Genomic DNA, 25054 nt, shown 5'->3' with positions numbered 1-25054 from the left:
GTCCCGGAACCACCACCGTTCTGAGTCGCTGCCGTCGCGGACGGCGGACGGCGGATGAACCGGTGGGACGCGGCCCAGATCCCTGCGGTCTCCGGCCGTGATCGATAAGCGGTCTATTCGTTTAACCTGGATAACCGTATTGTGGGCGGTGGGCGGTGGACCGTGGACCGTGGACCGCGTGACGGAGGGAAGGTCGGATGGACGAGCTGATCAGCGACGAGGAACTGGTGACCCGGTTCCCGGGGCATACCCTGACCCGCGACAATGCGGCGCACTACCGGGGCCGGCTCGCGCACCGATTGGTGATCAACCGTTGTGGCGACTGCGGCACCTGGCGACACCCACCCAAGCCCGTGTGTCCCGCGTGCTGGTCGTGGAACATCGTGCCCACCGAGGTCTCGGGGCAGGGGAGCATTTTCATGACCGTCTTCCTGCATCAGGGGCCGCCGGCCGAAGGTGTGGACTACGCCACGCCACACCCGGTCGTGACCGTCGCGCTCGACGAGCAGGAGGGGCTGCGGTTCACCAGCACGGTCGTCGGGGCCGTGGGTGATGCGATCCGCATCGCGGAGCGGGTTGAACTCGACTGGATTGAACGCTCCGGCACGCCGCTCCCGGTGTTCCGCCTGGCCAGCACCACCGCAGGCAGCAGCGCCGCCGGCACCAGCGCCAGCGCGGCGGTAACGGAGGCCGGACGATGATCAGCAGTCGTAACCCGATGAAGGACAAGGTGGCCATCGCCGCGGCGGCCACCACCGGCTTCCAGCCCCGCAACACCGAGCGGAGCCGTGCGTCCTATGCCGCGCAGGCATGCATCCAGGTGCTGCGCGACTGCGGGCTGACCGCGGCCGACGTCGACGGCATCTCCGGCTCGACGCCGCCGGCTCCCGAGCTGCAGGCGATTCTCGGCATTCCCGAGATCAGCTGGTTCGCCGAACCGGTGATCCCGTTCGTGAACCAGCTCGCCGCCGCCGTGAGTGCAGTGCACAGCGGCCTGTGCGAGGTCGCACTCGTCTATCACGCCGCCTACCGGGAGGCGTGGAGCACCGCGTCCGCGCTGAAGGATCCGTTCCGCCGACCCCTGAGCCCCGGTGTCTCGCCCGGGCCGGAGACGGTCTTCGGTGGCGTCGGATACACGGCCTGGGCGTCGCGGTACATGTATGAGTACGGCGTCCCGAAGGAACATTTCGGCTACGTCGCCATCAACGGCCGCACGAACGCCGCTGCCAACCCGGCGGCGGCCATGCATAAACCCCTGACAATGGACGACTACCTGTCCGCTCGCATGATCCGCTGGCCGCTGTGCATGCTCGACATGGACGTTCCGGTGGACGGCGCGGACGCGTTCGTGGTCACGACGGCCGAGCGGGCCCGCGACCTACCGCACCCGCCGGTTCTCGTCCAGGCCGCGGCGCTGGGCATGGTGGACAGGCACGAGGAGGATCAGACACCCAGCCTCCGCCAGCACGGGCAGCAGGTCGTTGTGGAAACCCTCAAGGCGAAGAGCGACTTCTGGATCGACGACGCCGACGTCTACTTTCCCTATGACGGTTTCACCATCATCACGCTGAACTGGTTGGAGAACGTCGGCTACTGCGGCCCCGGCGAGGCGGGCCACTTCATCAAGGAACACTGGGACGACAAGACCAACCGTATTCTGATCAACGGTCGGGTCCCGGTGAACCCCCACGGCGGGGCGTTGTCCGAGGGCGGTACGCAGGGTTCGGGTCACGTCCGGGAGGCGGTGCACCAGCTCCAGGGCCTGGCCGGGGAGCGTCAGGTCCCCGACGCCCGCCGGGCCATCGTGACCGCCGGCGGCTTCTTCTTCAACGCGCAGGGCGTGACGCTCCGCCGCGACTGATGCCCTCACGCCACCAGGTGCGCTCATCATGAGCCACTAATCGTGGCTCCCCGACGCTACCGTCAGCGGACGCTACCGTCAGCGGACGCTACCGTCAGCGGACGTTGTCGGTAGCGGATGTTGTCGGTAACGGACGTTGTCAACGGACGTTGTCGGTAGCGGACCGGGCAGGATGGGCCGGCGGAGACGTCAGGGCACGGTCATCAGCCCGTCACGATGGCTGAAGGCCGAGGTCTACGAATCCGCGCCAGCTCTGCGGGGGCCCGTCCGGCGATGATCCTTTGGCGGGCCTGACGCCGAGGCGGCAGTCGAAGGCGAGCGTGAACCCCGCGCCAAGGAGCGCGTCGCGCAGTGCGGTGGCGAACCGCCACGCTTCGGCGGGGTCGGCGGAGGCCTGCCGGGTGACGGCCTCGACCCGGATTACGTCTGACCGGTGGGCGATGGTCCATCCATACTCGACCGGGTCGTCGTCTTCGGCAAAGAGATCCGCGTACCCGATGGCGTCGCGCTCAAGGATCTTGACGATGTTGTCGGTAGACCTCATGCTGATCAGACTTCCAGAACGTTGCGGATCTTTGTTGTCGGGTCCGCGCTGGCGTCGGTGCGGAAGAGGACCTCGAGAGCATCGAGTCGCTCGTTCCAGTGACGGTCGTAGAAGCGGAACCATGCGAGGGCCGATGCCAGCGGGGCGGGTTGCAGCCGGCACACATGGCGGCGACCGTCCACGGTGCGGCGGATCAGGCCCGCCCGCTCGAGAACCTTCACGTGCTTCGAAGCAGCCGCGAGCGACATGGTCAGCGGCCCGGCAAGCTCACCCACCGTCAGCTCGCCCAGGGCGAGTCGCTGGAGCATCGTGCGTCGTGCGTCGTGCGCAAGCGCGTGGAACACGGCGTCCATGCCGATCATGTCGATCATGTCGATCATGTTGCTTATGCCGATCGATTCCTCAACCACATGGTTGAATGTAGCAAGGTTTGGCCCATCAGTTAACCAGATGGTTGAGCTTTTGGCCCAGGAACGCTGTCGCGGTCCTCTGCCCGCCCTTCCGGCTGTCGCTCTTCCGGCTGTCGCTCTTCCGGCTGTTGCTGTGACGGACAGTGCAGGGTCAGGGCCCCAGTGCGGCGGCCGGGATAACCGCGATGCCGTCCTGTCGCCGATAGGCATGGGTACCGGTGGTGATGACGGCTGCGTCGAGCAGGTCGTCGCCCAGCCGGTCCCGCAGCCATCTCAGGTGGACGGTGTCGCGGTCGCTGACAGCAGGGGCGAGTTTGATCTCGAACGCGACGACGCGATGGTCGGCTCGCTCGACGATCAGATCGACTTCGTGGTCCCCGTTCCGGGTCCGCACGTGATGCACGACGGCTTCGGCGGCTTGTGCATACACGCGCATGCTGAGTGTTACGAGCGACTCGAACAGAGCGCCGAGCAGCGGACCATGACGGGGGACGGCTGGTCCGGAGACGGAGTCGTCCAGTAGTGCGTGCACGTCCGCGCCGAGCAGGCGTGCGGCGAGAGCCGGGTCTGCCAGGTGATGCTTGGGCGCCATACCCAGCCTGGCGAAGGTGGGCCGATTGGGAGACCAGCCGCTCAGCGGGTCGAGTAGCCACAGCTGTGACAGCACATCCCGATAGCCGATGGTGGTTGTCTTGGCGGGCTTGTCGTCGTCGCCCGCGGTCGCCGCATCGAGGATGACGCTGTACGAGGTTGTCGTGGAGGTCGCGCTGGCGTGGGCGGTAAGCCACGCTTTCAGAGTGGCGGGTCGACGGACCATGTGGCCTTGTTCGGGGAAGTCCCGTTCGACGATCCGGGTGAGGTAGCCGTCGAGTTGCGCTCTGCGGGCTCTGGCCGGTAGATCGCGGATTCCCGGGAAGCCGGACCGTATGATCTCCTCGGCGTAGTCAGACATGGTCAGGTCCGAGGAGCCGTCGACGACCGGGTGTCGTCCGGTGAGGAGATCGGACAGTCCGACGGCGGGAGTCGCCAGCCCACGTTCCGCGAGGCTCATCGGACGCATGCGCAGCGTCACGATCCGGCCGGCGCCGGAATGGGTGGGCGCGATGGTCGGCGTGGCGCTACCCGTTAGCAGGAAGCGGCCGGGTGCGGGGTCACGGTCGACGCTGCGGCGTACGAGGTCCCACACCGCCGGTTCACGTTGCCATTCATCGACGAGCACCGGCGTGGGTGAGCGGTCGAGGCGCTGCGGATCGGCCCGCAGGAGTTCGCGCTGGGCCGAGTCGTCCAAGGTGAAGACCGTACGGGCTCGTCGCGTTGCTGTCGCAGTCTTGCCGACACCCTTCGGTCCTTCCAGGCTGATCGCAGCCAGGCCAGGCAGCAATTCGTCGAGTTCGCTGTCCACGACACGGGTCCGGTACTCGCGCACGGTGCCGTACGCTACCATTCGCAGGCGTTGTACACTACCAATCGCCGCTCTTCTACGCTACCGTTAGCCGACGTTATCGTCGATCTGTTCGAGTACGGCTCGGTCGTATACCGGCTACTCAGAGCGCCCGAAAATGATCATTTTCGGATGGTTCGCCCGGGTCGGGCCCCCTCGCGCCAAAAGTCCACGACGAGCTCGTCATCGGCAACGCTGATCATCGTCAGCTCGGTGACGTCGATCCTGAACAGGGCGAACGGCTCGGGCACCGGTGCGTCCGTGGACGTCGCCCAGGCCGCTCGGTAGGCGTCCAGGCTGTCGGTGTCACTCACGACGACCGCACGGCCGTTGATTTTCGCATCACCCTGGGTGACGTTCTTGTCCGTGGTCGCGTTGTGCAGGGCGCAGCGTGGGTCCCGCAGCAGGTCGGTTCCCTTGCGGGAGTCCGGCATCATGCCGAGCCACAGCCCGCCGAGCGCGAACAGCGGCTCGATCCCGCTCACCCGGGGAGAGCCGTCGCGCCGCAGGGTGGCGAGGATCGCGAGCCCGTACGCCTCGAACCGACCCCTGACCGCCGCAGCGAGTTCCGGCGCGGCCGTTTCGACGTCATCCCAGTTGGCCATGCCGACCATGCTGCCAGTCAGCATCGACAATCCTGCCGCTGCGCCGGACGGCACGCGCTGGGGCCAGGGTTGTGATCTGATGGCCTGCCTCTCAGTGAGGTGCCCTAAGGTGCTTGTTCGGTAGGTTTAGAGCGACCGGCTTCAGATGTGCGGAGAGTGTCCGCTGGTGATCCATGGGTACTATTCGGACAATGATGGACGGTAGGCGGGTAGTGCGTTCGGCGTGACGTCCCGGAAGCGGTCGATCATCTCGATGACGCGTTTTTCGTGCGGCCAATGCGTAACAGACTGGTCAATCAGTTCACGTGTGGAGCGTCAGTCGGTCCGTTCACCTTCCTGATCCAGGGCGAAATACTCGCTGCCCTAGCGGAATTGTCCGCAGGGATGGTAGAGCCTGGCGTGCATGAAGGTGACCCCGGCGACCGTGAAATAATCGCGTCGGCCTGGCTGCGTTGCTTCAACGACGACTGAGGAGTCCGTCCGCTGTGACCGTCACCAACGAGGATGTGACCGTGATGGTCCGGCAATATCTCGACGTTTATCCCGATGAGGCTCACGTGCTGCGCCCGCTGCTCGACGCGGCAACGGTCTGCGTACCGGTAGCTTCCCGCACGACGATGCCGGGACATGTCACCTGCGGCGCGGTCGTGGTCGCTCGCGACGGGCTGGTGTTGCGGATCCGGCATGCCGCGCTCGGGCGGTGGCTGCTACCTGGTGGTCACGTCGAACCGTCCGACTCCTCGCTCGTGGACGCTGCGCTGCGGGAACTCGCCGAGGAAACCGGCATCGACCCGACATCCGCGGGTCTGCTGCTGTCCCGGCCAGTGGACATCGACGCCCACCTGATCCCGGCGAACCCTGCTCGGGGCGAACCCGAGCACACGCACTACGACCTGCGGTTCCTGTTCGGCATCACCGCGCAGGTTGCGGTGACGATCCAGGCTGAGGAGGTGACCGGATATCGGTGGGGCCCAGCCGCTGACCTCGGTAGCCGTCTCGGTAGTCGTCTCGGTGGTCGTATGGTCGCCCGCCTTGTCACACGCACTCGCTCCGTTCCGTCCCCATAGTGGATCCCGGGGGGCCGGGGGCCGGGGGAGGGGTGGCTGCCCGATTCACGGTGCGGTCTTCCGCTGGACGCCGGATCGGCGCATGCATGTGACGCGGTGGTCGTTGCCTCCGGCAATTACGCGTCAATAGGGTCCAACCTGCCGGCTGGGGAGATCGATGTGCGGACCGGCACGAGCCCGACCGACGAGGGGATCCATGGCCCGCCGACCGACGCTGAATCCTGGGCTGCACCGCCGAGACCTGCTCCGGATGGCAGCCGCCGCCGGCTCGGTCGCGGCCCTTGAGCTGACCGTCACGTCATCCGCCACCGCGGTCACACCGATAGTGGCGGACCTCTGCGTGTACGGCGCGAGCATGGCCGGTGTCACCGCCGCCGTGCAGATGCGGCGCATGGGCGGTTCGGTGGTGATCCTCGAACCGACCGCGCACGTCGGCGGCATGACCACCGGCGGGCTCGCCCGGACCGACATCGGTACGGGCGGCACCGTCGGCGGGCTCGCGCGCGAGTTCTACCGCAGGGTGTATGTCGCCTACAACGGCGGTTCGCTCGGGGTGTTGACGCCGATGCTGACCACCTTCGAGCCACGGGTGGCCGCCACGGTCGTGAGCGACATGCTCACCGGGGCGCAGGTGCCGGTCTACACCAAGCGGACGCTGGCCTCCGTCGGCCGCAGCGGCGCCCGGCTCACCTCCGTGACGGCGGACGACGGCACCGTCGTGCGGGCGCAGATGTTCATCGACGCCTCCTACGAGGGGGACCTGCTGGCGCTCGCGGGGGTTCACCACCGGATCGGCCGCGAGTCGAACGCGACCTACGGCGAGTCCAACAACGGCGTCCAGGTGTTCTCCAAGAACCAGTTCAGCGTCGCGGTCGACCCGTACCGGCGGGCGGGCGACCCGACCAGCGGGTTGCTGCCCGAGATCTCCGCGGCCGCGCTGGGGGCCATCGGCAGTGGCGACACCCACGTCCAGGCCTACTGTTACCGGCTCTGCCTGACCAAGGCGTCGAACCGGATCGCGTTTCCACGGCCCGCCGGTTACGACCCGAACCGCTACGCCCTCGTACCGCGGCTGATCGCGGCCGGGTACGCCGACCCGTTCACCGACAAGGCCGCCGCGTTCCTGAACAACGCGGCACTGCCGAACGCCAAGTTCGACGGGAACAACGCAGGCCCCTTCTCGCTCGACCATGTCGGCGCCGCGGACACCTACCCGGGCGCGACCTGGACGCAGCGCGCGCCGATCGTGGCTGATCACACCGCCTACCAGCAGGGCCTGCTCTACTTCCTGGCGAACAACACCGGGGTGCGCGCCGACGTCCGGTCCGCGGTCGCGGCCTACGGGTTGGCACCCGACGAGTTCACCGCCACCGGTAACTGGCCGCCGCAACTCTACGTGCGTGAAGCCCGTCGGATGGTCAGCTCGGGCTATGTCCTGACCGAGGCGGACTGCCGTGGCCAGACCACCGTCGCCGACGGCATCGGCCTAGCCAGCTACGCCCGGGATTCTCACAACAGCCAGCGGCTCGTCGTCAGCGGGCTGGTGACGAACGAGGGCGACTTCCAGATCCCCGTTCCCGCACCGTACCGGCTGCCGTACCGGGCGATGATCCCCGATGCCGCGCAGTGCACGAACCTCATCGTCCCCGTCTGTCTGTCAGCGTCGCATGTCGCCTACAGCTCGGTGCGGATGGAGCCGGTGTTCATGATTCTTGGGCAGGCGGCCGGTACCGCGGCCAAGCTGGCGCTCGACGGCGCTGTGACCGTGCAGGCCCTCGACCCGGTGGCCCTTCGCACCCGGCTGTTCGAGGACATGGCCGCGCTGGACTATCCCGACGTCGCCGTCGACGACACCGCCCCGACAACAGTGATCACTGGTGGCTGGACGTCCAGTACGGCGATCGCCGGCTACTACGGCACCGGCTACCTGCATGACGGCAACGCCGGCAAAGGTGGCAAGAGCGTGCGCTTCGTGCCCTCCCTACCGACGGCCGGCACCTATCGGGTCTACCTGCGGTGGACGTCGGCAACCACGCGGGCGTCGAACGTGCCGGTGACCGTTGCCTACCAGGGCGGCTCGGCCACGGTCATCGTGGACCAGCGCGCCGGTGGCAGTCGCTGGGCGCCGATCGGGGCCTGGCCGTTCGATGTCGGAACGGCGGGAACCGTGACCGTGGCCACCACCGGAACCGACAACTACGTGGTCGCCGACGCGGCTCGCTTCGTCCGAACCGGCTGAGCCGATTCTCGATCGGGCAAGGTCCTCGATTGAGCAGTCCGGGCCCGCAGCAGCCTGCCCCGCCTCGCCACCACAGGTATACGAAATGAACGCCCGTTCATTTCATATACCTGTGATGCCTCCCGATGGTTGTCAGAATTCGGGGTTTGTTCACCTTCGGATCGCCACCTGGGCGGCGATGTCTGTTTTTATATCGAAGCGATGGAGAAGAACCGACGTCGCCGGCGCCGGTCAGGGGGAGACTCCACCGTGACGCCCGGCGCGTATCTGGCCACCGACCTGGAGACAGGCCAGGTGGCATCGGGCGGGGATGCGGGTTCCCCTGTCGAGGTCCGGCGCGACACGCGCCCACGGCCGGGAGTTGCCGACCGCGTATTTCGCGGCGTCAGCCGGACGGCCGCCATAACCGTGATGACGACGATGGGCTTCATCGGCGTCTTTCTGCTCTACAAGGCACTGCCGGCCCTGCGGAAGGTCGGCCTGTCCTTCTTCACCGAGACCCAGTGGCTGCCGAGCTCGAACACGTTCGGTGTCGGCGCGGTCCTGCTGGGAACGATCCTCATTGCCAGTGTCGCGCTCGTCGTCGCCGTTCCGCTGTCGATCTGTACCGCGCTGTTCGTCTCGGAGTACGCACCGCGTAGGTTGCGCCGTCCGATGGTTTCCCTGCTCGACCTCATGGCCGCCATCCCCAGCATCGTCTACGGGCTGTGGGGCTTCTTCTTCCTCCAGCCCCGGGCCATCACGGTGAGCCGTTGGTTGGCCGACCATCTCGGCTGGTTTCCGTTCTTCCACACCCACCGCGGGGTCACCGGTCTCGGTCAGTACGCCTCGTCCACCTTCATCGCCGGGCTCGTCGTCGCACTCATGGTCACGCCGATCATTACATCGATCATGCGCGAGGTCTTCTCGCAGACCCCGGCCGGCGAACGGGAGGGGGCGCTGGCACTCGGTGGCACCCGTTGGGGCATGATCCGCGCAGTCGTCCTGCCATTCGGCCGAGCCGGCATGGTCGGCGCGGTCATGCTCGGTCTCGGGCGGGCGCTGGGCGAGACCATCGCCGTCTATCTGATCATCGCACCGCTCTTCGCCTCACCCGGACGAATGATCCACATTCTGGAACAGGGTGGGATGTCGATCTCCTCACTCATCGCGCTGCGCTACAACGAGTCCGGGTCGTTCGGGCTGGCCGCGCTCTTCGGTGCCGGCTTGGTGCTCTTCGCCCTGACACTGCTGGTCAACGCGCTCGCCTCGACCATCATCAGCCGGTCCCGTTCCGGCGAGGCAACGGAGATCTGATGGCGATCACCACGACTTCGCCGCTCGGGCACCCGGTGCCCGGCACAGTGCGGAACCCGGCCGGACCCGCGCTGCCTGAGTCCCCGCCGGAGGTCCGGATCCGCCCGGCCCAGGTCACGGCGGACGATGTCCTCGCCGTGGGTGGGTCAGCGCTGTGCGCACTCTGCCTGACCTGGGTTCTCTTCGAGCGGCTCCTGCCGCTGTCGGGGACCGTCGGTTTCTGGCTGTGCTGCTACGTGCTCTTCCTGGCGGTCTACTCGACCGTCGTGCTGTCGCGGGAGGGCCGCGGCGTCGCACTGGCCGACCGGGTCATGTCGGTGATCTGCCACGCCGCCGGGCTGACGGTCGTCACGATACTTTCCTTGATCATTGGCTATACGGCGTTCCGTGGTTACACCGCGCTGCACCTCAACTTCTTCACCCAGACGATGTCGGTGACGGCCCCGTCAGACCCGCTGACCTCCGGCGGCGCGCTCCACGCCATCGTGGGCACGCTGCTGCAGGTCGGCGTCGCGGTACTGATCTCGGTTCCGCTCGGGATCACCACCGCACTGTTCCTCAACGAGGTACGCGGTCCCCTCGCCCGCCCGGTTCGCACGATCGTCGACACGATGAGCGCGATCCCGTCGGTGGTCGCGGGCCTGTTCGTCTTCGCGACCGTGGTGTTGTCGCTCGGCACGAACCGGTGTGGGTTCGCCGCCTCGCTCGCCATCACAGTGATGATGATGCCGATCATCACCCGGACGGCGGAGGTCGTCTTGCGGATCGTTCCCGGTGGTCTGCGGGAGGCGTCCCTCGCCCTCGGCGGAAGCCAGTGGAAGACCGTGTGGCACGTGGTCCTGCCCACCGCCCGTTCGGGCCTGCTGACCGCGGTCATCCTCGGGGTTGCCCGCGGCGTCGGCGAGACCGCGCCGGTGCTGCTCACGGCGGGCTTCACCAACGACCTCAACGCCGACCCGGCCCACGGCGCGATGCTCTCGCTGCCGCTCTACGTCCTGAACTACGTCAAGTTCCCACAGCCCGAGTCGGTCGCACGCGCCTATGGCGCGGCCCTGACGCTGCTCATCCTCGTCCTCGTGCTGTTCGTCATCGCCCGCGTCGTCGGTGGTCGCAACCCCGGAGCACTCTCACGCCGGCAGAAGCGCCGCTCCGCGGAGGTGTCGTAGAAGATGCTCGCCGTTCTCCCCAGCAATACCCGCCCAGGCTCGCGAACCGCAGGCGGGAAGGGCCGTCGCCTGGTCGCCCGCCTCGTCGCGATCGCGTTGAGCGCGGTCGCGGTCGGCGGCGTCGGGATGGCGGCGAGCCCGCCGGCCAGCGCCGACGCCCCCTATGCCGCTGTTGCCGGATCAGGCTCCACCTGGAGCGAGATCATGATCAGCCAGTGGGTCCGCGACGTCCGCAAGAACGGGCTGCCGGTCAACTACACCGGTAACGGCTCGTCGTCGGGACGGTCGGACTACTGGAACGGGCTCAACGACTTCGCCGTCTCCGAGATCCCGTTCCAGCCTCGGATCCCGGGCAGCAACGACACCGACGAGCTGCCGCTCGCGGCCAGGCGGCCCTACGCCTATCTGCCGATCGTCGCCGGTGGGACGTCGTTCATGTATCACCTGACCGTCGCGGGCAAGCAGGTCACCAACCTTCGGCTCTCAGGTGAGACCCTCACCAAGATCTTCACCGGAGTCATCACCAACTGGTCCGATCCGGCCATCACCGCGGACAACGGCCGACAGCTGCCGGACAAGGCCATCACCCCCGTCCTGCGCTCCGACGGTTCGGGCACCTCCGCCCAGTTCACGCTCTACATGTCGAAGCAGTACCCCGGGCTGTGGACGGATTTCTGCAGAAAGTACGCGAGTTTTTCCGGTAACTGCGGCCTGCAGTCCTTCTACCCGACGTTTCCCGGGGCAAAGGGCCAGGCGCTGTCGAGCGGCGTCGCCAACTACGTCGCCGCACCGTACGGCGAGGGCGCCATCACCTACGTCGAATACTCCTACGCCCAGCGTTCGGGTTTCCCGGTCGCCAGCATCCTGAACGCCGGTGGATATTACGTCCAGCCGACCGCGGGCAATGTCGCGGTTGCTCTCACGCAGGCGAAACTCAACACCGACCTCACCCAGAACCTCGAGGGTGTCTACTCCTACAACGACCCCCGCGTCTACCCGGTCTCAAGCTACAGCTACATGATTGTTCCGACTGCGGAGGTCGGGCGCTTCACTGCCGACAAGGGACGGACGCTGTCGACGTTCATGAGTTATTTCCTGTGCGCCGGCCAGCAGAAGGCGGAGAACCTCGGCTTCTCACCACTGCCGGTCAACCTCGTGCAGGCCGGCTTCGACCAGATGAACCGGATACCGGGGCACATCGCTCCACCGACCCTGGCCAGCTGCAACAATCCCGCGTTGCAGGTTCTCAACACCGCGCCACGGCCTGCCGACTGCGCGAAGGCCGGCGCGCCAGCGTGCACCACGGCGACGTCCAGCACGTCGGGCGGTTCCGGCTCTACCAGCGGGACTGGTTCCGGCAGTGGTTCGGGCTCGACCAGTGGTAGCGGTTCGGGCTCGGGTAGCGGCAGTGGGAGCGGGACCGGCAGCGGTTCGGGCGACACGTCCGGGGGCGACGGCTCGGGCGGCACCGGGTCGGGTACCGGGACGGGCGGCGACTCGTCGAACGGTACCGGTTCGGCGGGTGCGGGCACGACAATCGACCCGGAGACCGGACAGGTTGTCACGGCCACCGGTGGAGCAAGCTCGAGCGGCTCGAATGGTTCCGGTGGTGGTGACATCTCCGCGGCGCCGGTATCGGTGTCCAGCCTACGCCAGGGCGGTCACCAGGCGAATGTTCTTTTCGTGTTCGCCGGCCTCAGCGTACTGGCCGCCTTCTTCGTTCCTCCGTTGTTGAGCGCGCATCTGCGCCGGCGCTCGCCACCGGCATGAGCGGCGTCCGGGCGGCAGGAATTCCGCCGCTGCCCCGACAAAATGCCGAGTATACCTGTGAACGTACATTCACAGGAGTTTACGAAATGGTTACCTGGTGGCTGCCCGGTAAATCCCTCGGGTGGCTGGCCGTGTTCATCAATGATATGGAAATCTCATATCCGAGCCACCGACGGCTCGGGCGACGGTTGAACGTCGCCGCGTGAAAACCGTTCCCCACAAGGAGTGGAACATGCACATTCCGAAGAAGGCGGCCCTCACGGTCGCCATCACGGCCACGGCGCTGGCCGTGGGCGTCATGGGCGGACCGGCTCTGGCCGACCCGCCGGCGGGCGTCACCCCCGCGGCCGGCGACATCGTCGGTGTGGGATCGGACACCACGCAGAACATCATGAATGACTACTCGGTCTCGTACAACGCGACGAGCCCGGCGCACAAGCTCTACAGCTGGAACGCGACCGGCACGACCCCGATCACCGCCAAGGCGGGTTGTGCGAACTACGCCCGGCCGAACGGTTCGAGTGCCGGTGTCACGGCCCTGAACAACGACCCGGCGGCCTACAACGCGTCCGGCGTGTGCGTCGACTTCGCGCGTTCCTCGCGGTACCCGGACGCGACGAAGGCCTCCGACGTCGACAAGACCTTCCTCGCGTACGCCAAGGACGTGGTGACCTGGGCGGCGAAGCCGGTTTCGCCGAAGCTGACGCCGAAGACCGTCAGCACCGCTCAGCTGACCGCCATCTACAGCTGCACGCTCACCGACTGGCACACCATCAACTCGGCCCTGCCGAGCTCGCCCATCGAGCCCTACCTGCCGCAGTCGGGGTCGGGTACCCGCAACTCCTTCCTCAAGGCGCTGAGCAACAGCGGTAACGTGAACGGCCCGAACGCGGCCCTCGTGCCGGGTGCGTGCGTGCGTCAGCCCGCCACCATGGAGGAGAACAGCGGTGTGAGCCTGCAGGCCAACCTCCAGGCCGGTGACACGATCGGCGACGCGCTGGTGCCGTATTCGGCTGGCAAGTGGGTCGCCCAGTCCCGCGGTGGCGACGTGGACAACCGGAACGGCTTCACCGTCCGCGAGATCGACAGCGTCCCCGCCACCATCCCCGACGTTGCCAACGGCGCGGCCGGCCCGTACTCGCTGAACCCGTCCGGCAAGTTCGCCCGCCTGCTGTTCAACGTCCTCAAGAACCAGCCCGGCAGCACCGGTCTGGACAAGATCTGGTCGAACTACACCCCGGTCTTCGGTAAGGCCGGCTACATCTGCACCCACCCGCTCAGCGCCAACGAGGGCTTCATCTCGCTGCCCACCTCGGGCACGGGCACGCTCTGTGGTGCCAAGTTCGGCATCTCCTAAGTAACGCTCATGTCACGCAGAGCCCGGCGTTCGCGCCGGGCTCTGCGGTGCATGCAGCTACCGCTCCATGTGTTCCGAGCGATCGCTCCATACATTCCGTCCGAACTGGCGGAATGATTCCGACAGCACCGCACACCCGTCCGCGGTGTGTCCCTCCCCGGCTGGAGAAGACGTGTCACCGAGATTGGTAAGGGAGCGGGTAGGCGTCGCCGTCGCGCTGGCCGGCGCGGTCGTGGCGGTCACCGGTTCCCTGGTCCTGCCAGGAGCGGCGCCGGCGCGGGCCGCGGCCGTCCCGGTGGCGACGACCGTCCCGGCACCGGCGATCGGGGCGAACGCGTCGGTGACCGTCAGCCAGACGAGCGACCTCGGTTTCGAGGCGATCCACCTCAGCTGGAAGGGCTTCCCCTCCAGCGGGGCGGACCTGTCGACGAACGAGGTCCGGATCTACCAGTGCCGCCCCGACCCGAAGTCGGCCGCCGACTGTTACGGGTCCGAAACCCTGGCCTCAGGTTCCGATCCCACCGCACTCGGCGGGCTCAACGGCGCAGGTCCCGACGGTCCGGGTAACAGGCGTAAAGGGATCACAGCGCCGGACGGGACGGGCAGCGTCGACTTCGTGGTCGAGACGGGGCGCGAGCTGACGAGCCTGGGCTGTAACTCGACGCGGCCGTGTTCGCTGGTTCTGTGGAAGCTCACCCAGCCGTCCGCCGAGCTCCTGAACAGCTGGACGCCGCACGTCGCCATCCCGTTGACCTTCCGTCTCGGAGCCGGGGCATGCTCGATCAACAACTCTGACTTCACCTCCGAAGGCGCCCCCGTGGCGAACCTCGCGATGCTGAGCTGGACGGCCCGCTCGTGCGCGGGCACGCCCGCGCTCAACGTCGACTACTCGTTGCTCGGCGACACCCAGGCCCGGTCGGACTTTGCCGCCGGCACCGTTGACATGGCCCTGACCACGCGCCCGGCCGCCACCGGCGCGACCGGGCCGAATCCGGTGGCCTACGCGCCGCTCGCGGTGTCCGCCATCTCGCTGGGCTTCCTGCTCGACGACCCCGTGACGCACACGGCCATCACCTCGCTGCGGCTGGACGCCCGGCTGGTCGCCAAGCTGCTCACGCAGTCCTATCCCGGTCTGTACGGTTCGGGCGGGCCGCCCGGCTGCGACCCCACGGCGCCCATCACCGGACCGGGCAGCGCGTACTGCCCCAACCCGGGGACGACGGGGAACCCGGTCACGATTTTTGCGGACCCGGAGTTCCAGACGCTCAACCCCGGTGTCGCCTGGGCGAAGGACTTCACCGCCCAGAACTACTTCCCGCCGGTGCTCACGGCCGACGGCGAGGACCTGACCCACGAGGTGACCCGCTGGCTCACCGCGGACCCGGACGCGAGCGCCTTTCTCAAGGGCACCAAGGACCCGTACGGCATGCACGTCAGCAGCTACTTCCTGGACGCGTGGAACAAGGGCAACGTGCGGTACCCGCTCGACACGTTCCGCACGGTCGACCCGACGTCGGCGATGAACATGACCTTCGCCCCGCTGAGCGGGCTTGACGCGGTCGTCCGCCAGGCCGCGGCCGGTGCCCCGGCGGGCAAGGACCCGAGCACCATCTCCGACCAGGATCCCGGGCACCAGCCGTCGTCCTACTCGGCGGCGCGCCAGGGTGCCCGGTCGTTGTTCGTGCTGTTCGACAGCGCGGACGCGACCAACCTGAGCCTGCCGCAGGCGGAACTGAAGAACGCCGCCGGCTCGTTTAACGCCCCGACCGACGCGGCCGTCACGGCGGCCGTCAAGGCCATGACCGTCGATGCGAACGGCGTCCGCCAGGCCGACTACGCGGCGACCGACCCGGCGCTCTACCCGCTCGCGCTGGTCCACTACGCGATGGTCCCGACGAGCGGCATCGACAAGACCAAGGCCGCCAAGATGGCCGACTTCATCGACCTCGCCGCGGCCAAGGGCCAGGCGCACGGGATCGACAACGGCCAGCTGCCCGATGGCTACCTCAGCCTGCCGGCGAACCTGGTCGCACAGGCGAGCACGGTGCAGGCCGCGGTGCGGCTGCAGGCGGCGCCGGCATCGACCGGCACACCGACCCCGTCGACGAGCCCGTCGCCCACTGCGCAGGCCACATCCTCGGGCACTGGCACTGGCACTACGTCCGCGACGGGCGGCACGACGGCGTCCGGGACGGGCGGCAGCGGTACGACCTCCGGGGCCAGCGGTGATGGAACCACCTCTGGGAGTAGCGGAAGCGGGACCACGACCTCGACCGGTGGCAGTACGGCCAGTCCTCGTCCCAGCGCGACGGCTCGGGCCAGCGCCAGCTCGTCGGCTCGGGCCACGCCGAAGGCGAGTTCCACCGCGGCGTTCACCACCTCGGCCCGGACGGGACCGTTGGTGGAGTCCACCGGCGTCGGGCGGCTCGCGATACTTCTCGTGATCGTGATCGGATTCGGCTCGGTGGCACTCGGCCTCGGGCTCGTCTGGTATTCACGCGGCGGACCCGCGTCGGCATCGACGCGGTCACTGACCCGGGTCCTGCCGCGGATGTGGAAGTAGACGGGGTGAGCGTGACGACTCAGGCACCGGCACCGGGCGCGCCTTCAACCGTGGCACCGGGCGCGGCGCCGCCGAACCGGGGCGGGCGGCGCCAGCGCCAGCCGCCACGCCAGCCGCCACGCCCGCCGGTCGGTGGCCGGGCGGTCATCGCGATCGCCGCCGGGCGGGTTCTCATCAGTGTGGCCGTGCTGATGCTCGGCTTCGCCGGCTATCTGCTCGCGGTGTCCGGGCTGCAGGAGGCCCGGACCCAGGACAACCTCTACAAGACGTTTCGCGGCCAGCTCGCCCAGGTCGGTGACGAGGTTGCTCCGGTGGCACCACCGATCACGCCGGGTGCGCCGGTGGCGATCATCGAGATTCCGCGGCTGAAAGTCCGTCAGGTCGTGGTCGAAGGCACCACGAGCGGCGCGCTCACCCGCGGGCTCGGCCATCGCCGGGACACACCGCTGCCCGGACAGGCCGGTACGGCGGTCGTCTACGGCCGGCGCACCACGTTTGGCGCCCCCTTCGCCACGCTCGACAAGCTGCGCAACGGCGATCAGATCATCGCGACCACAGGTCTGGGCATCTCGAAGTTCACCGTCGTCGAGATCCGAGACGGGCGTACCCCACCGCAACCGGTGACCGGGTCCGTCCACCGGATCACGCTGGTGACCTCGGCGCCAGCCGTCAGCCCGACGCACACGCTGACGGTCACGGCCAACCTGACGACCGCCGCGCAGCCGTCCGCCGGTACCCGCCCGGCCATCTACGCCGACGAGCGTTCGCTTGCCGGCGAGCCGGCCGCCGCCCTGCCCCTGTTGCTGTGGGCGCAGGTGCTTCTCGTCGCGGTGGTGTTCGCGACCTGGTTGTTCCACCGCTGGGAGACGCCGGCGGCCTATCTTCTGAGCGCACCTGTGCTGGTCGCGGTGGTCTGGAACGTCTATGAAAGCCTCGCCCGCCTGCTCCCGAACCTGCTCTAGCCCGCGCACCTGCTTTAGCCTGCGCACCTACTCGAGTCCGCTTGAGCCGCCGGATGCGCAGAACAGCACGATCGCACATCGTCCGACTGGAAAGGACTGACGTCATGTCCGACGCGCCCATGATCGGCATGCCCGCCCTCGACAAGCCGACCGAGGAGCTGCCAGGCGTGGCCGATCCGGCGACTGCGGTGACGGCGACGGCTGCGACGGCGACGGCGAGCGGGCTGATTCCCGCCGCCCGCCGCGAGCGCACCGGGCCGGTTTCGGGTGCGGCGCTGGAGACGAGGGACATCTCCGCCTGGTTCGGCGAGCGCAAGGTCCTCGACCGGGTGTCGCTGACCATGAGACCAGGCGAGGTGACGGCGCTCATCGGGCCCTCGGGCTGCGGCAAGTCCACCTACCTGCGCATTCTGAACCGGATGCACGAGCTCATCCCGAGCGCGTCCCTGGCTGGCCAGGTTCTGCTCGACGGCGAGGACATCTACGCCGCCGACAAGCGGGCACAGGAGACCCGCCGGCGGATCGGCATGGTCTTCCAGAAGCCCAACCCGTTCCCCGCCATGACGGTCTTTGACAACGTCGCGAGCGGCCTGAAGCTTGCCGGGATCAAGGGCAAGGACAAGGAATCTCTGGTGGAGCGGTGCCTGCTGCGGGCCGGGCTGTGGAACGAGGTCCGCACCCGCCTGCGCTCGCCGGGTGGGGCGCTGTCGGGCGGACAGCAGCAGCGGCTGTGTATCGCCCGATCCCTGGCCGTCGAGCCGGATGTGCTGCTGATGGACGAGCCCTGCTCGGCCCTTGACCCGACATCCACCCGCCGGGTCGAGGAGACCATCGCCGAGATCGCCTCGGACGTGACGATCATCATCGTGACGCACAACATGCAGCAGGCGGCGCGGGTGTCCGACCACTGCGCGTTCTTCCTCGCCGTGGAGGGCAGTCCCGGTCACGTGGTCGAGTACGGGCGGACCGAGCAGATGTTCGGTGACCCGCACGACCCGCGGACCGCCGACTACGTCAACGGCCGTTTCGGCTGAGCCTGGTCCTGGTCTCCCCCGGGGGGGACCAGGACCAGGACCGGAGTTCGGATCCGGTCAGGCCGCGATCGGCGTGGCCTCGGACGCGACGGCGGTGCGTGCCGTCCGGCCCCGCCACCCCAGGGCCGGTGCGGCCCCGCGCAGCATCAGCGCGGCGTGTACGCCGGCGAACGCGATGCTGTTCGCCATTCCCGGGCCCCGGTCCTGGGTCAACCCGTAGATCGAGGCAGCGATCAGCACCACGGCCGCGGCGACGGGTACCGCGACCACCGACGGTTGCCAGGACCCGGCCCCCTGCTTCGGTGTGACGACGAAGCGGCCGGGCCGGCGCAGTACCGCTCGCACCGTGGACAGCACCCCGATCCAGAAGCTCGCGCTCTGCAGGGTGAAGGCGCCAAAGGTGTAGCTACCGTTCCCGGCCAGTGCGACCGTGCCGAGGGCCACGACGAAGTAAGGCGCGAAGTGCAGCAGGAACTGGTCGGCGCTGGCCGCGGTGATCGGCTGGACGCCGAACAGGATCCGGACCAACGGCATGATCATGTAGATGAGCACCGTCCAGCCGGACAGGAAGTAGCCGGCGGACAGCAGGTACTGCGCCTTCAACCGCCGGGGCAGCCCCGCGGCCAGCACGGCCGGAATCGCCGAGATGCAGCCTCTGGACCACCGCAGCTGCTGGCTGGTGTAGGACGCCATGTCAGCCGGCCCGAGGCCACTGGCCAGAACCTCGGGAACGTAGACCGATCGCCACCCGCGGCTGTGCATGCGGATCGACAGCTCGAAGTCCTCGGTCAGCGAATCCTCGGAGAATCCGCCCACCTCCGCCAGGGCCTTACGGCGGAAGGCGATGTTCGTTCCACAGCAGAACATCGACCCCAGGCCGTCCTTGCCCCGCGCGATCCCACCGAAGAAAAGCGCCTGCTGGGCCCATGACGTGCCGGCGACCTCGTTGGTCGAGGCGTTCGCGTAGTACTGCGGTGTCTGGACGAAGCCCACGCCGGGGTCGTCGAGGTGACCGAGCGTTGCTTCAAGAAAGTCCGGGTGCGGCACATGGTCGCAGTCGAAGACGACCACGATCGGCGCGGAGGTTCGGCCGAGCGCGTGGTTGAGGTTGCCAGCCTTTGCGCCGTTGTGTTCCGCCCGGGTGATGTAGTCGGCACCGTGCCGGCTGGCCAGCGCGGCCATCTGCGGGTTGTCCCCGTCGTCCAACAGGAACACGCGCACCTGCGCGCCCCGCAGCCGGACCGCCGCGGCCACCGTCGGTTCCACCACGTCGACCGGCTCGTTGTAGACCGGTACCAGTACGTCCACGGCGATTATCTGTCCGCTGACCTGTGGCCGGCGCCGGCGTACGCGCTCCCGGGAGCAGGTCCACCAGAAGCCCAGCGCCTGCACCGCATTGAATGCCTCGGCGAGCAGCAGGAGGGTGTAAAGGAACGCGTTGCCGACCCGCCCGGGCGCCAGCAGCCAGCCGAAGTACCAGCAGAAGGCGAGCACGTTCAGCGGCAGCAGATACAGCATCCGGCGCCGCAGCGGCCGGCCCGACCCCATCGGTTGCCACGTCGGCGGCGCGAGCCGCGGGTCCCCGACGATGCCGGTTCCGATGCCGGTTGCGAGATCGAGAGCGGGGTCGATCCTCGTGTCGATGGTGACCGAGTGGCGCGCCGCAGGGGCCACCGGAGACAGGTGGCGGCTGTCCGCGAGGGTCTCCCGGCTCGGCGTGAAGGTCACTGCAGCTCCCAGACGGTTACTTGAGGGACGTGAAAGGTGTCGATGACCTGCCGGCGTTGTTCCAGCCGGACCAGAAGGGCTTTGGTGTCCACCGCGACGTTGGGATCGGACAGAAAGCTGCCGATGACGAACACATGGCGGGCAGTTCTGGCCCGCGCCAGCGACCCCGAGCCAGGACCATAGGACGGGAGCGAAGGCGAGTAGTAATCAACGACATCGACCAGGAAGATCGGCGAATATATGATTATATCGCCCGGTTTCGCCTGAGCGGTGACGTGCTTCAAGGCGCCGTCGAAGTCGTACAGGCGCGGGTCGCTTGGATTGAGTTGCTGGTCGCTCAGCGCAAGCACGAGGGTCAGGCTGGCCAGCCCGACGCCGAGCGCGATTCCCGCCGTGGTCCGCAACCAGCTCGTGAGAGCACGCGCTATGAGAAGAATCAGTCCGGGCAGGATACCGACGAAGTAGCGGACCTCGAACAGGTTGTCCTTCTGCGTACCGAGCGCAAACAGAAACAGTACCGGGACGAGCACGGTCGCGGCGAGCAACACCGCGCTGCGCGAGTAGCCCCGGCCGAGCAGCAGGAAGGCGACCAGCATCCCCACCGGCCACAGCGCGACCAGGGTGGCCACGATCGCATCCGAGTGGTATCCGAAGACAGCCCAGACCCCGTTCGCGCCGATCGAGTAGATCGAGAGCAGCGGATGGCTGCCAGTCGCGGCGACGTCACTGGTCTGCGCGGCGAAACCCACCCCGCCACGGGAGTTGTAGGCGTTGAACTGAGCGTTGACGAAGGGCACCAGCGGCGCGACCAGCAAGGCCAGTGTGGCCATGCTGGTCAACCACGGCACCACGATATCCGGCCCGTCCCGACTGGCGCGGCGCGATCCGCGCCGGCGCCAGGCGATCACGGCAAACACGATCTGTTGCGCGAGGACCTGCAGCGTCGCGAAGTAATGGGTCCACAGCAGCAGCGCGCTGGCGAGGGTGTACATCACCCACGCCAGGCGGCCGCCGACCCGCAGTACCCGTGCCTGTGCCCAGGTGGCGCTGACTCCGAACAGCAGGAACAGCGGGTACATCCGCGTCTCCTGCGAGTACCAGACCGCGAACGGGGCGAAGACGCCGAGAATGGCCGCGGCCAGCCCGGCCCGGCGGTCGTAGAGCTCCCGGCCGGCCAGATAGAGCATCGGCACCATCAGGCTGCCGGTCACGATCGAGGGCAACCGGACGGCCAACTGGCCCGTCCCGAACAGGTGGACCTCCACCCACAGCACCGTGGCGAACAGGGGCGGGTGCACGTCGGTGTCCCGCAGCGCGCGGATGGACTCCTGAAACGGAAAGAGCTTGGCCTGGCGGATGCTGATCGCTTCGTCGACCCAGATGCTGTGCGGCGACAGGAGCCGGATGACGATCCCGAGCACGGTGAGGCCCGCGACCGCCCACCCGGTGTGGTTGGCGGCCACCTGGCGCAGGCGGCTCGGCCATGCGGCGCCCACGGTCGAGGGCCGTGCCCGCAGCATGGTCACGGTGCCCACCGACACGGTCATGGCGGTCATGGCGGCCAAGGTGACCAGTGCGATCGAGCGCGCGTCGTCATGGAAGAGCGCGATGCCGACCGCCTGGCCGACCACGGTGACCCCGACCGCGATGCCCGACGCCCGGCCGCCGCCGGTGACGCAGTTCTCCGCGGCCAGCACCCGGGCCAGGCCGAACATCGCCATCGCCCCGACATAGGCGACGGCGAGCCGGCCGGTCTCGGCGTAGGCGGGGCCGAGAACTGACACCCAGAACCCGGTCGGGGTCACCGCGACGACCAGGAGCGCACCGAGACCGACCGCGGCAGCCCCGCCCAGTGCGACCAGCACGGCTGCGGTGTCACGGTTCGCGGCCCGTGGCAGCAGCACCATCGGGATGGTCGCGGTCGCGAACGCCGCGACGCCGCCGAGCGTCGACAGGACCGCGAACAGCGCGGCCTGGTCGCGCCCGAGGATCGCGTTCGCCCAGAGGAGATCCTGGTTCGCCAGGACGGCGAGCAGCAGGAACACGACCATCGCCGCCGTCTGCCGGCTCGCGCCGGTGGCGCTTTGCGACACTGACGGTGCCACCCCGGCGCCGCGCCACCGAGCGATCCCGAGCGCGCAGTAGCCGGCGGCAACGACCCCGGCCGCTCCGCCGACCGGACCAAGCGCCGCGGTCAGCACCACGCCGAGTGTCAGCCGTCCCACCGGCTCGGCCAGCAGGCTCGCGGTGACTCCGCCGACGAGCCCGGCGCCGTACAGCTTCCCCCGGGCGAGCGCCAGCAGCCCCGCACCCGGGCCGGCAGCGGCCAGGACGAGCACGAGCCCGGTCGACAGGTGCAGCGCGGCGGACAACGGCACGCTCGTCGCCGCGAGGACGGCGCCAGCGCCGGCGCCGAGCCCCAACCCGGCGCGGCGCAGCGCCCGCTCGTCGCCCGGCGCAATCGCGCTACCCACCGACAGGCTGGCCGCCGGGACATGCAGTAGGAGATATAGAGCGATGAACGTGACCAGCTCGGCGTAGTCGCCCGGGCTCAGCAGCCGCAGCGCGACGATCGAGAACAGTAGATTGCCGCCGCCCGCGCCGAGCTGGCCGGCGATGACCATGACCTGTTCGGCCACGATCCGACGACGGGGCAGTGAGATGCCGGTGGCGCCGACGAGCGTCGCATTCTCGGCGGCGATGGTCACGCCAGCCCGCCGTAGCGCAGCCGGCACAGACCGGACCCATCCTCCGCCATCGGTTGTTCCCCCGCTGTCTCTGCGCGCCTCCACCGGCGCGAAAGAGTTGGTCGCACCGCCTTTGGCTGTCTGGATGTTGGCCGCGGTCGGGGCGGCGCCGGCCCGAAAAGGGCACAAGGATACCAGCAGGTGGATGGGAAATGCCCGGAAAAGATCCGCACGCGCGGCCTCGCCGCGCCATGATCCCTTGACTTCCTTGTCCCCCCAAGTCGGCTCCCCGCATCAGGCGGAGATCGACCCGATCACAGTTTCCAACTCTGTCCTCGCCGCATTTCCTGACCGTCTCGTCATGGCAAATTCGCCATGTCCGGTGGGTGGCCAGTTGGTGGAGCCGGTCGTAGCCGGCGAACGGCCATCGGTTGTGTGGCCGTTGGTGTAAGGTTTTTCTTCTGAACAACGGCACTGTGATCTGGAAACGTTTAGTGTATAGACTTTGAACGTCGGCTGAATTGCCGGGTTCCGATCCGGGTTCCGATCCGGGAGCCGGATCAAAGGTCGGTCCGTCGGGTTTTCATGATCGAATATTTCCAATCGGCTGACGTGCTGGAGTGACGGCGCTCTCTCCGTATAACGTGCACAAGCACGAGGGCGCGAGGATCGCCCAGGGGGAACAACGGTCGGCAGCGGTGGCATCCGGCGGGCCGAAGGTGGTCCGATCATGCTTTTCGCGCATCGCCGAGTGGCTTGTACGAAGTAGCTGTGATCGGGTGCCCCCGCTTTGCGGGCCTGCGGCACACGGGGGCGGAGACTGAATTCCTGATTCCTGTCGGGGATGGGTATGCACAACAGTCCGGATGAACGGAGGAGCATGCAGTCACAGCGGGGCGGGCACGAGATGCGGCACCTCGCGCACATCGTGCTGGTCACCAGCATGGCGGTGGGCGGGTTGAGCGGTTCGCAAGGCCCCGTGTCGGCGTCCTGGCTGCCGTCGCCGGTCCAGGCTGCGACCACCCGGACGCCCGGGTCCGTTCTCGGCTCCGGGCTCTACGGCGACTGGACAGGGCGATCGGACGCCACACTGCGGGCTGACCTGCGCGACCTTGTTCGCCAGGCGCAGGCGGGGCCGGAGCTCATCGGCGACCCGTTCACGACACCGGGGACGGCCACCACACCGGGGATGCCCAGCACGCCGGGGACGGCCAGCACACCTGAGACGGCCGCCTGGCATATCTTCGCGCAGGCGCAGGACGTCGCCGGTCTCGGTCCGTCACCGCAGGCCCGGGCTGCGCTGCGGTTTGCACTCGGCCAGCTCGGTCGGCCGTACGAGTGGGGTGCGCAAGGTCCGGATTCTTATGATTGTTCCGGGCTCACCCAGCAGGCATTCGCGAGCACGGGGATCCTCATTCCCCGGGTCGCCGCAGATCAGGCCCGGGTCGGCCAAGCCGTCCGGCTGGCCGAGCTGCTACCCGGTGACCTTGTTTTCTACGCCTACGACAGCTCCGATCCAGCGACGATCCATCATGTCGCGATGTACGTCGGTGGCGGCCTGGTGATCCACGCACCGCAGACCGGGGACGTGGTCCGTATCACGCCACTGTGGTTGGACGGTTACATCGGTGCGGTCCGGCTCTCGCCGGCGACGCGCGGCACCGGGATAACCACGGTCGGCCCGTTCGCGGTGCAACCGCCGCCCGCCGACGGCAGCGCGGTTGACCCACTCACGATCCCACCGGTCCGCAACGATCCGGGTGGCGGTGTCGTCGTCGGCCAGCCGCCAGCGGTAGCTACGCCAGGCGGCCGGGCAACGCCCGATGCCGGGTTGTCGCCAGCCCCGACACCAACCGATTCCGCCATCGCCGTGGGGCCGTCGCCGGCCGGCACAGTTGAGCCGACACCCACGTCCGGTGCAGTTGCGCAGCCGGACCCGACGCCGGACCCGACGCCGACGGCGACTGTTACGCCGAGTGCGTCGTCCGCGCCGCAGCCCACCACGTCCGCTCCAGCTGCGGCTGGGCAGCCGGCGGCGTCGCCTGCTGGCGCCCAGTCGCCGTCCGGCGCTTCCTCCCCGGCTGCTACGTCGCCGGCTGCTTCGTCGCAGCCACCAACGGCGGCGCCCGTTACCTCGCCGCCACCAACGGCGGCCTCCGTAGCGGCGCAGCCGCCCGCAGCTGCGCCGGCACGGCCCGCGGCGACGGCGACGGCGACGCAGCCACCGCCGGTTACTCCTTCGTCGTCAACTCCTTCGTCGTCAACCACCACACCGGTGCAGACAGTTGGTGACTGAACCCGCCGAGCCGGGTGTAAGAGCGCCC

General features: G+C 68.3%; 18 protein-coding genes. 12 read left to right on the top strand and 6 right to left on the bottom strand.

The annotated features are described in order from the left end of the window. The first annotated feature begins 197 nt into the window (after window positions 1-197). A complete protein-coding gene (locus U9977_RS06275; RefSeq protein WP_322748225.1) occupies window positions 198-701 on the top strand; it encodes a Zn-ribbon domain-containing OB-fold protein in 504 nt (167 codons plus the stop codon). Continuing rightward, window positions 698-1861, top strand: a complete 1164-nt coding sequence (locus U9977_RS06270; RefSeq protein ID WP_322748224.1) for a thiolase C-terminal domain-containing protein — start codon at window positions 698-700, stop codon at window positions 1859-1861. The genes U9977_RS06275 and U9977_RS06270 overlap by 4 nt, the downstream gene beginning before the upstream one ends. A 211-nt stretch (window positions 1862-2072) precedes the next feature. On the opposite strand, the gene U9977_RS06265 is transcribed toward U9977_RS06270, so the two are convergent. From U9977_RS06265 to U9977_RS06250, 4 genes are all read right to left on the bottom strand, one after another. Next, the gene (locus U9977_RS06265) at window positions 2073-2405 is read right to left on the bottom strand and encodes a hypothetical protein (RefSeq protein ID WP_322748223.1); all 333 of its coding nucleotides are present in this window, start codon (window positions 2403-2405) and stop codon (window positions 2073-2075) included. A 5-nt stretch (window positions 2406-2410) separates the two neighbouring features. Then, window positions 2411-2776: a metalloregulator ArsR/SmtB family transcription factor gene (locus tag U9977_RS06260; RefSeq protein ID WP_322748222.1), complete on the bottom strand. Its 366-nt coding sequence runs from the start codon at window positions 2774-2776 to the stop codon at window positions 2411-2413. A gap of 190 nt (window positions 2777-2966) precedes the next feature. Then, the gene (locus U9977_RS06255; protein ID WP_322748221.1) at window positions 2967-4259 is read right to left on the bottom strand and encodes an ATP-binding protein; all 1293 of its coding nucleotides are present in this window, start codon (window positions 4257-4259) and stop codon (window positions 2967-2969) included. 119 nt (window positions 4260-4378) lie between these two features. After that, on the bottom strand, window positions 4379-4885 hold the full coding sequence (locus U9977_RS06250; protein ID WP_322748220.1) for a pyridoxamine 5'-phosphate oxidase family protein: 507 nt from the start codon (window positions 4883-4885) through the stop codon (window positions 4379-4381). Between the two features lie 461 nt (window positions 4886-5346). On the opposite strand from U9977_RS06250, the gene U9977_RS06245 reads away from it, so the two are divergent. The 9 genes from U9977_RS06245 (at window position 5347) to U9977_RS06205 (ending at window position 18315) form a co-directional block, all read left to right on the top strand. Then, the gene (locus U9977_RS06245) at window positions 5347-5928 is read left to right on the top strand and encodes an NUDIX hydrolase (protein WP_322748219.1); all 582 of its coding nucleotides are present in this window, start codon (window positions 5347-5349) and stop codon (window positions 5926-5928) included. 196 nt (window positions 5929-6124) lie between these two features. Further along, entirely contained in the window at window positions 6125-8167 is a 2043-nt protein-coding gene (locus U9977_RS06240) for an FAD-dependent oxidoreductase (protein ID WP_322748218.1), read from the top strand. A gap of 249 nt (window positions 8168-8416) precedes the next feature. Beyond that, entirely contained in the window at window positions 8417-9463 is a 1047-nt protein-coding gene (gene pstC / locus U9977_RS06235) for a phosphate ABC transporter permease subunit PstC (protein WP_322748217.1), read from the top strand. Next, the gene (gene pstA, locus U9977_RS06230) at window positions 9463-10629 is read left to right on the top strand and encodes a phosphate ABC transporter permease PstA (protein ID WP_322748216.1); all 1167 of its coding nucleotides are present in this window, start codon (window positions 9463-9465) and stop codon (window positions 10627-10629) included. The genes pstC and pstA overlap by 1 nt, the downstream gene beginning before the upstream one ends. A 3-nt stretch (window positions 10630-10632) precedes the next feature. Further along, the gene (locus U9977_RS06225; protein ID WP_322748215.1) at window positions 10633-12399 is read left to right on the top strand and encodes a phosphate ABC transporter substrate-binding protein PstS; all 1767 of its coding nucleotides are present in this window, start codon (window positions 10633-10635) and stop codon (window positions 12397-12399) included. A gap of 202 nt (window positions 12400-12601) precedes the next feature. Further along, window positions 12602-13756 carry a PstS family phosphate ABC transporter substrate-binding protein gene (locus tag U9977_RS06220; RefSeq protein WP_322748214.1) on the top strand — a complete coding sequence of 385 codons (1155 nt, stop codon included), beginning with the start codon at window positions 12602-12604 and terminating at the stop codon, window positions 13754-13756. Between the two features lie 172 nt (window positions 13757-13928). Next, window positions 13929-16319, top strand: a complete 2391-nt coding sequence (locus U9977_RS06215) for a hypothetical protein (protein ID WP_322748213.1) — start codon at window positions 13929-13931, stop codon at window positions 16317-16319. Between the two features lie 5 nt (window positions 16320-16324). After that, window positions 16325-17281: a sortase gene (locus tag U9977_RS06210; protein WP_322748212.1), complete on the top strand. Its 957-nt coding sequence runs from the start codon at window positions 16325-16327 to the stop codon at window positions 17279-17281. A 104-nt stretch (window positions 17282-17385) separates the two neighbouring features. Further along, window positions 17386-18315 carry a phosphate ABC transporter ATP-binding protein gene (locus U9977_RS06205; protein WP_322748211.1) on the top strand — a complete coding sequence of 310 codons (930 nt, stop codon included), beginning with the start codon at window positions 17386-17388 and terminating at the stop codon, window positions 18313-18315. A gap of 57 nt (window positions 18316-18372) precedes the next feature. On the opposite strand, the gene U9977_RS06200 is transcribed toward U9977_RS06205, so the two are convergent. After that, window positions 18373-20043: a glycosyltransferase family 2 protein gene (locus tag U9977_RS06200; RefSeq protein ID WP_322748210.1), complete on the bottom strand. Its 1671-nt coding sequence runs from the start codon at window positions 20041-20043 to the stop codon at window positions 18373-18375. Next, complete coding sequence (locus U9977_RS06195; RefSeq protein WP_322748209.1) at window positions 20040-22778, bottom strand: glycosyltransferase family 39 protein; 2739 nt, start codon at window positions 22776-22778, stop codon at window positions 20040-20042. Before U9977_RS06195 ends, U9977_RS06200 begins: the two co-directional genes overlap by 4 nt. Window positions 22779-23610: 832 nt before the next feature. On the opposite strand from U9977_RS06195, the gene U9977_RS06190 reads away from it, so the two are divergent. Beyond that, window positions 23611-25026 (top strand): C40 family peptidase, encoded by a 1416-nt coding sequence (locus tag U9977_RS06190; RefSeq protein ID WP_322748208.1) that lies wholly within the window; start codon window positions 23611-23613, stop codon window positions 25024-25026. Window positions 25027-25054 lie beyond the last annotated feature (28 nt).

This window comes from Protofrankia sp. Cas8 (assembly GCF_963555845.1).
Taxonomy (GTDB): domain Bacteria; phylum Actinomycetota; class Actinomycetes; order Frankiales; family Frankiaceae; genus Protofrankia.
The sequence above is the reverse complement of the archived record's forward strand: the minus strand, read 5'-3'. Positions and strand labels throughout refer to the sequence as shown.

Coding starts and splice junctions, on each gene's coding strand:
- U9977_RS06265 (WP_322748223.1), bottom strand. CDS start 2,405: ATGAGGTCTACCGACAACATCGTCAAGATCCTTGAGCGCGACGCCATC.
- U9977_RS06270 (WP_322748224.1), top strand. CDS start 698: ATGATCAGCAGTCGTAACCCGATGAAGGACAAGGTGGCCATCGCCGCG.
- U9977_RS06190 (WP_322748208.1), top strand. CDS start 23,611: ATGCAGTCACAGCGGGGCGGGCACGAGATGCGGCACCTCGCGCACATC.
- U9977_RS06255 (WP_322748221.1), bottom strand. CDS start 4,259: ATGGTAGCGTACGGCACCGTGCGCGAGTACCGGACCCGTGTCGTGGAC.
- U9977_RS06240 (WP_322748218.1), top strand. CDS start 6,125: ATGGCCCGCCGACCGACGCTGAATCCTGGGCTGCACCGCCGAGACCTG.
- U9977_RS06250 (WP_322748220.1), bottom strand. CDS start 4,885: ATGCTGACTGGCAGCATGGTCGGCATGGCCAACTGGGATGACGTCGAA.
- U9977_RS06205 (WP_322748211.1), top strand. CDS start 17,386: ATGTCCGACGCGCCCATGATCGGCATGCCCGCCCTCGACAAGCCGACC.
- pstA (WP_322748216.1), top strand. CDS start 9,463: ATGGCGATCACCACGACTTCGCCGCTCGGGCACCCGGTGCCCGGCACA.
- U9977_RS06260 (WP_322748222.1), bottom strand. CDS start 2,776: ATGATCGACATGATCGGCATGGACGCCGTGTTCCACGCGCTTGCGCAC.
- U9977_RS06275 (WP_322748225.1), top strand. CDS start 198: ATGGACGAGCTGATCAGCGACGAGGAACTGGTGACCCGGTTCCCGGGG.
- U9977_RS06225 (WP_322748215.1), top strand. CDS start 10,633: ATGCTCGCCGTTCTCCCCAGCAATACCCGCCCAGGCTCGCGAACCGCA.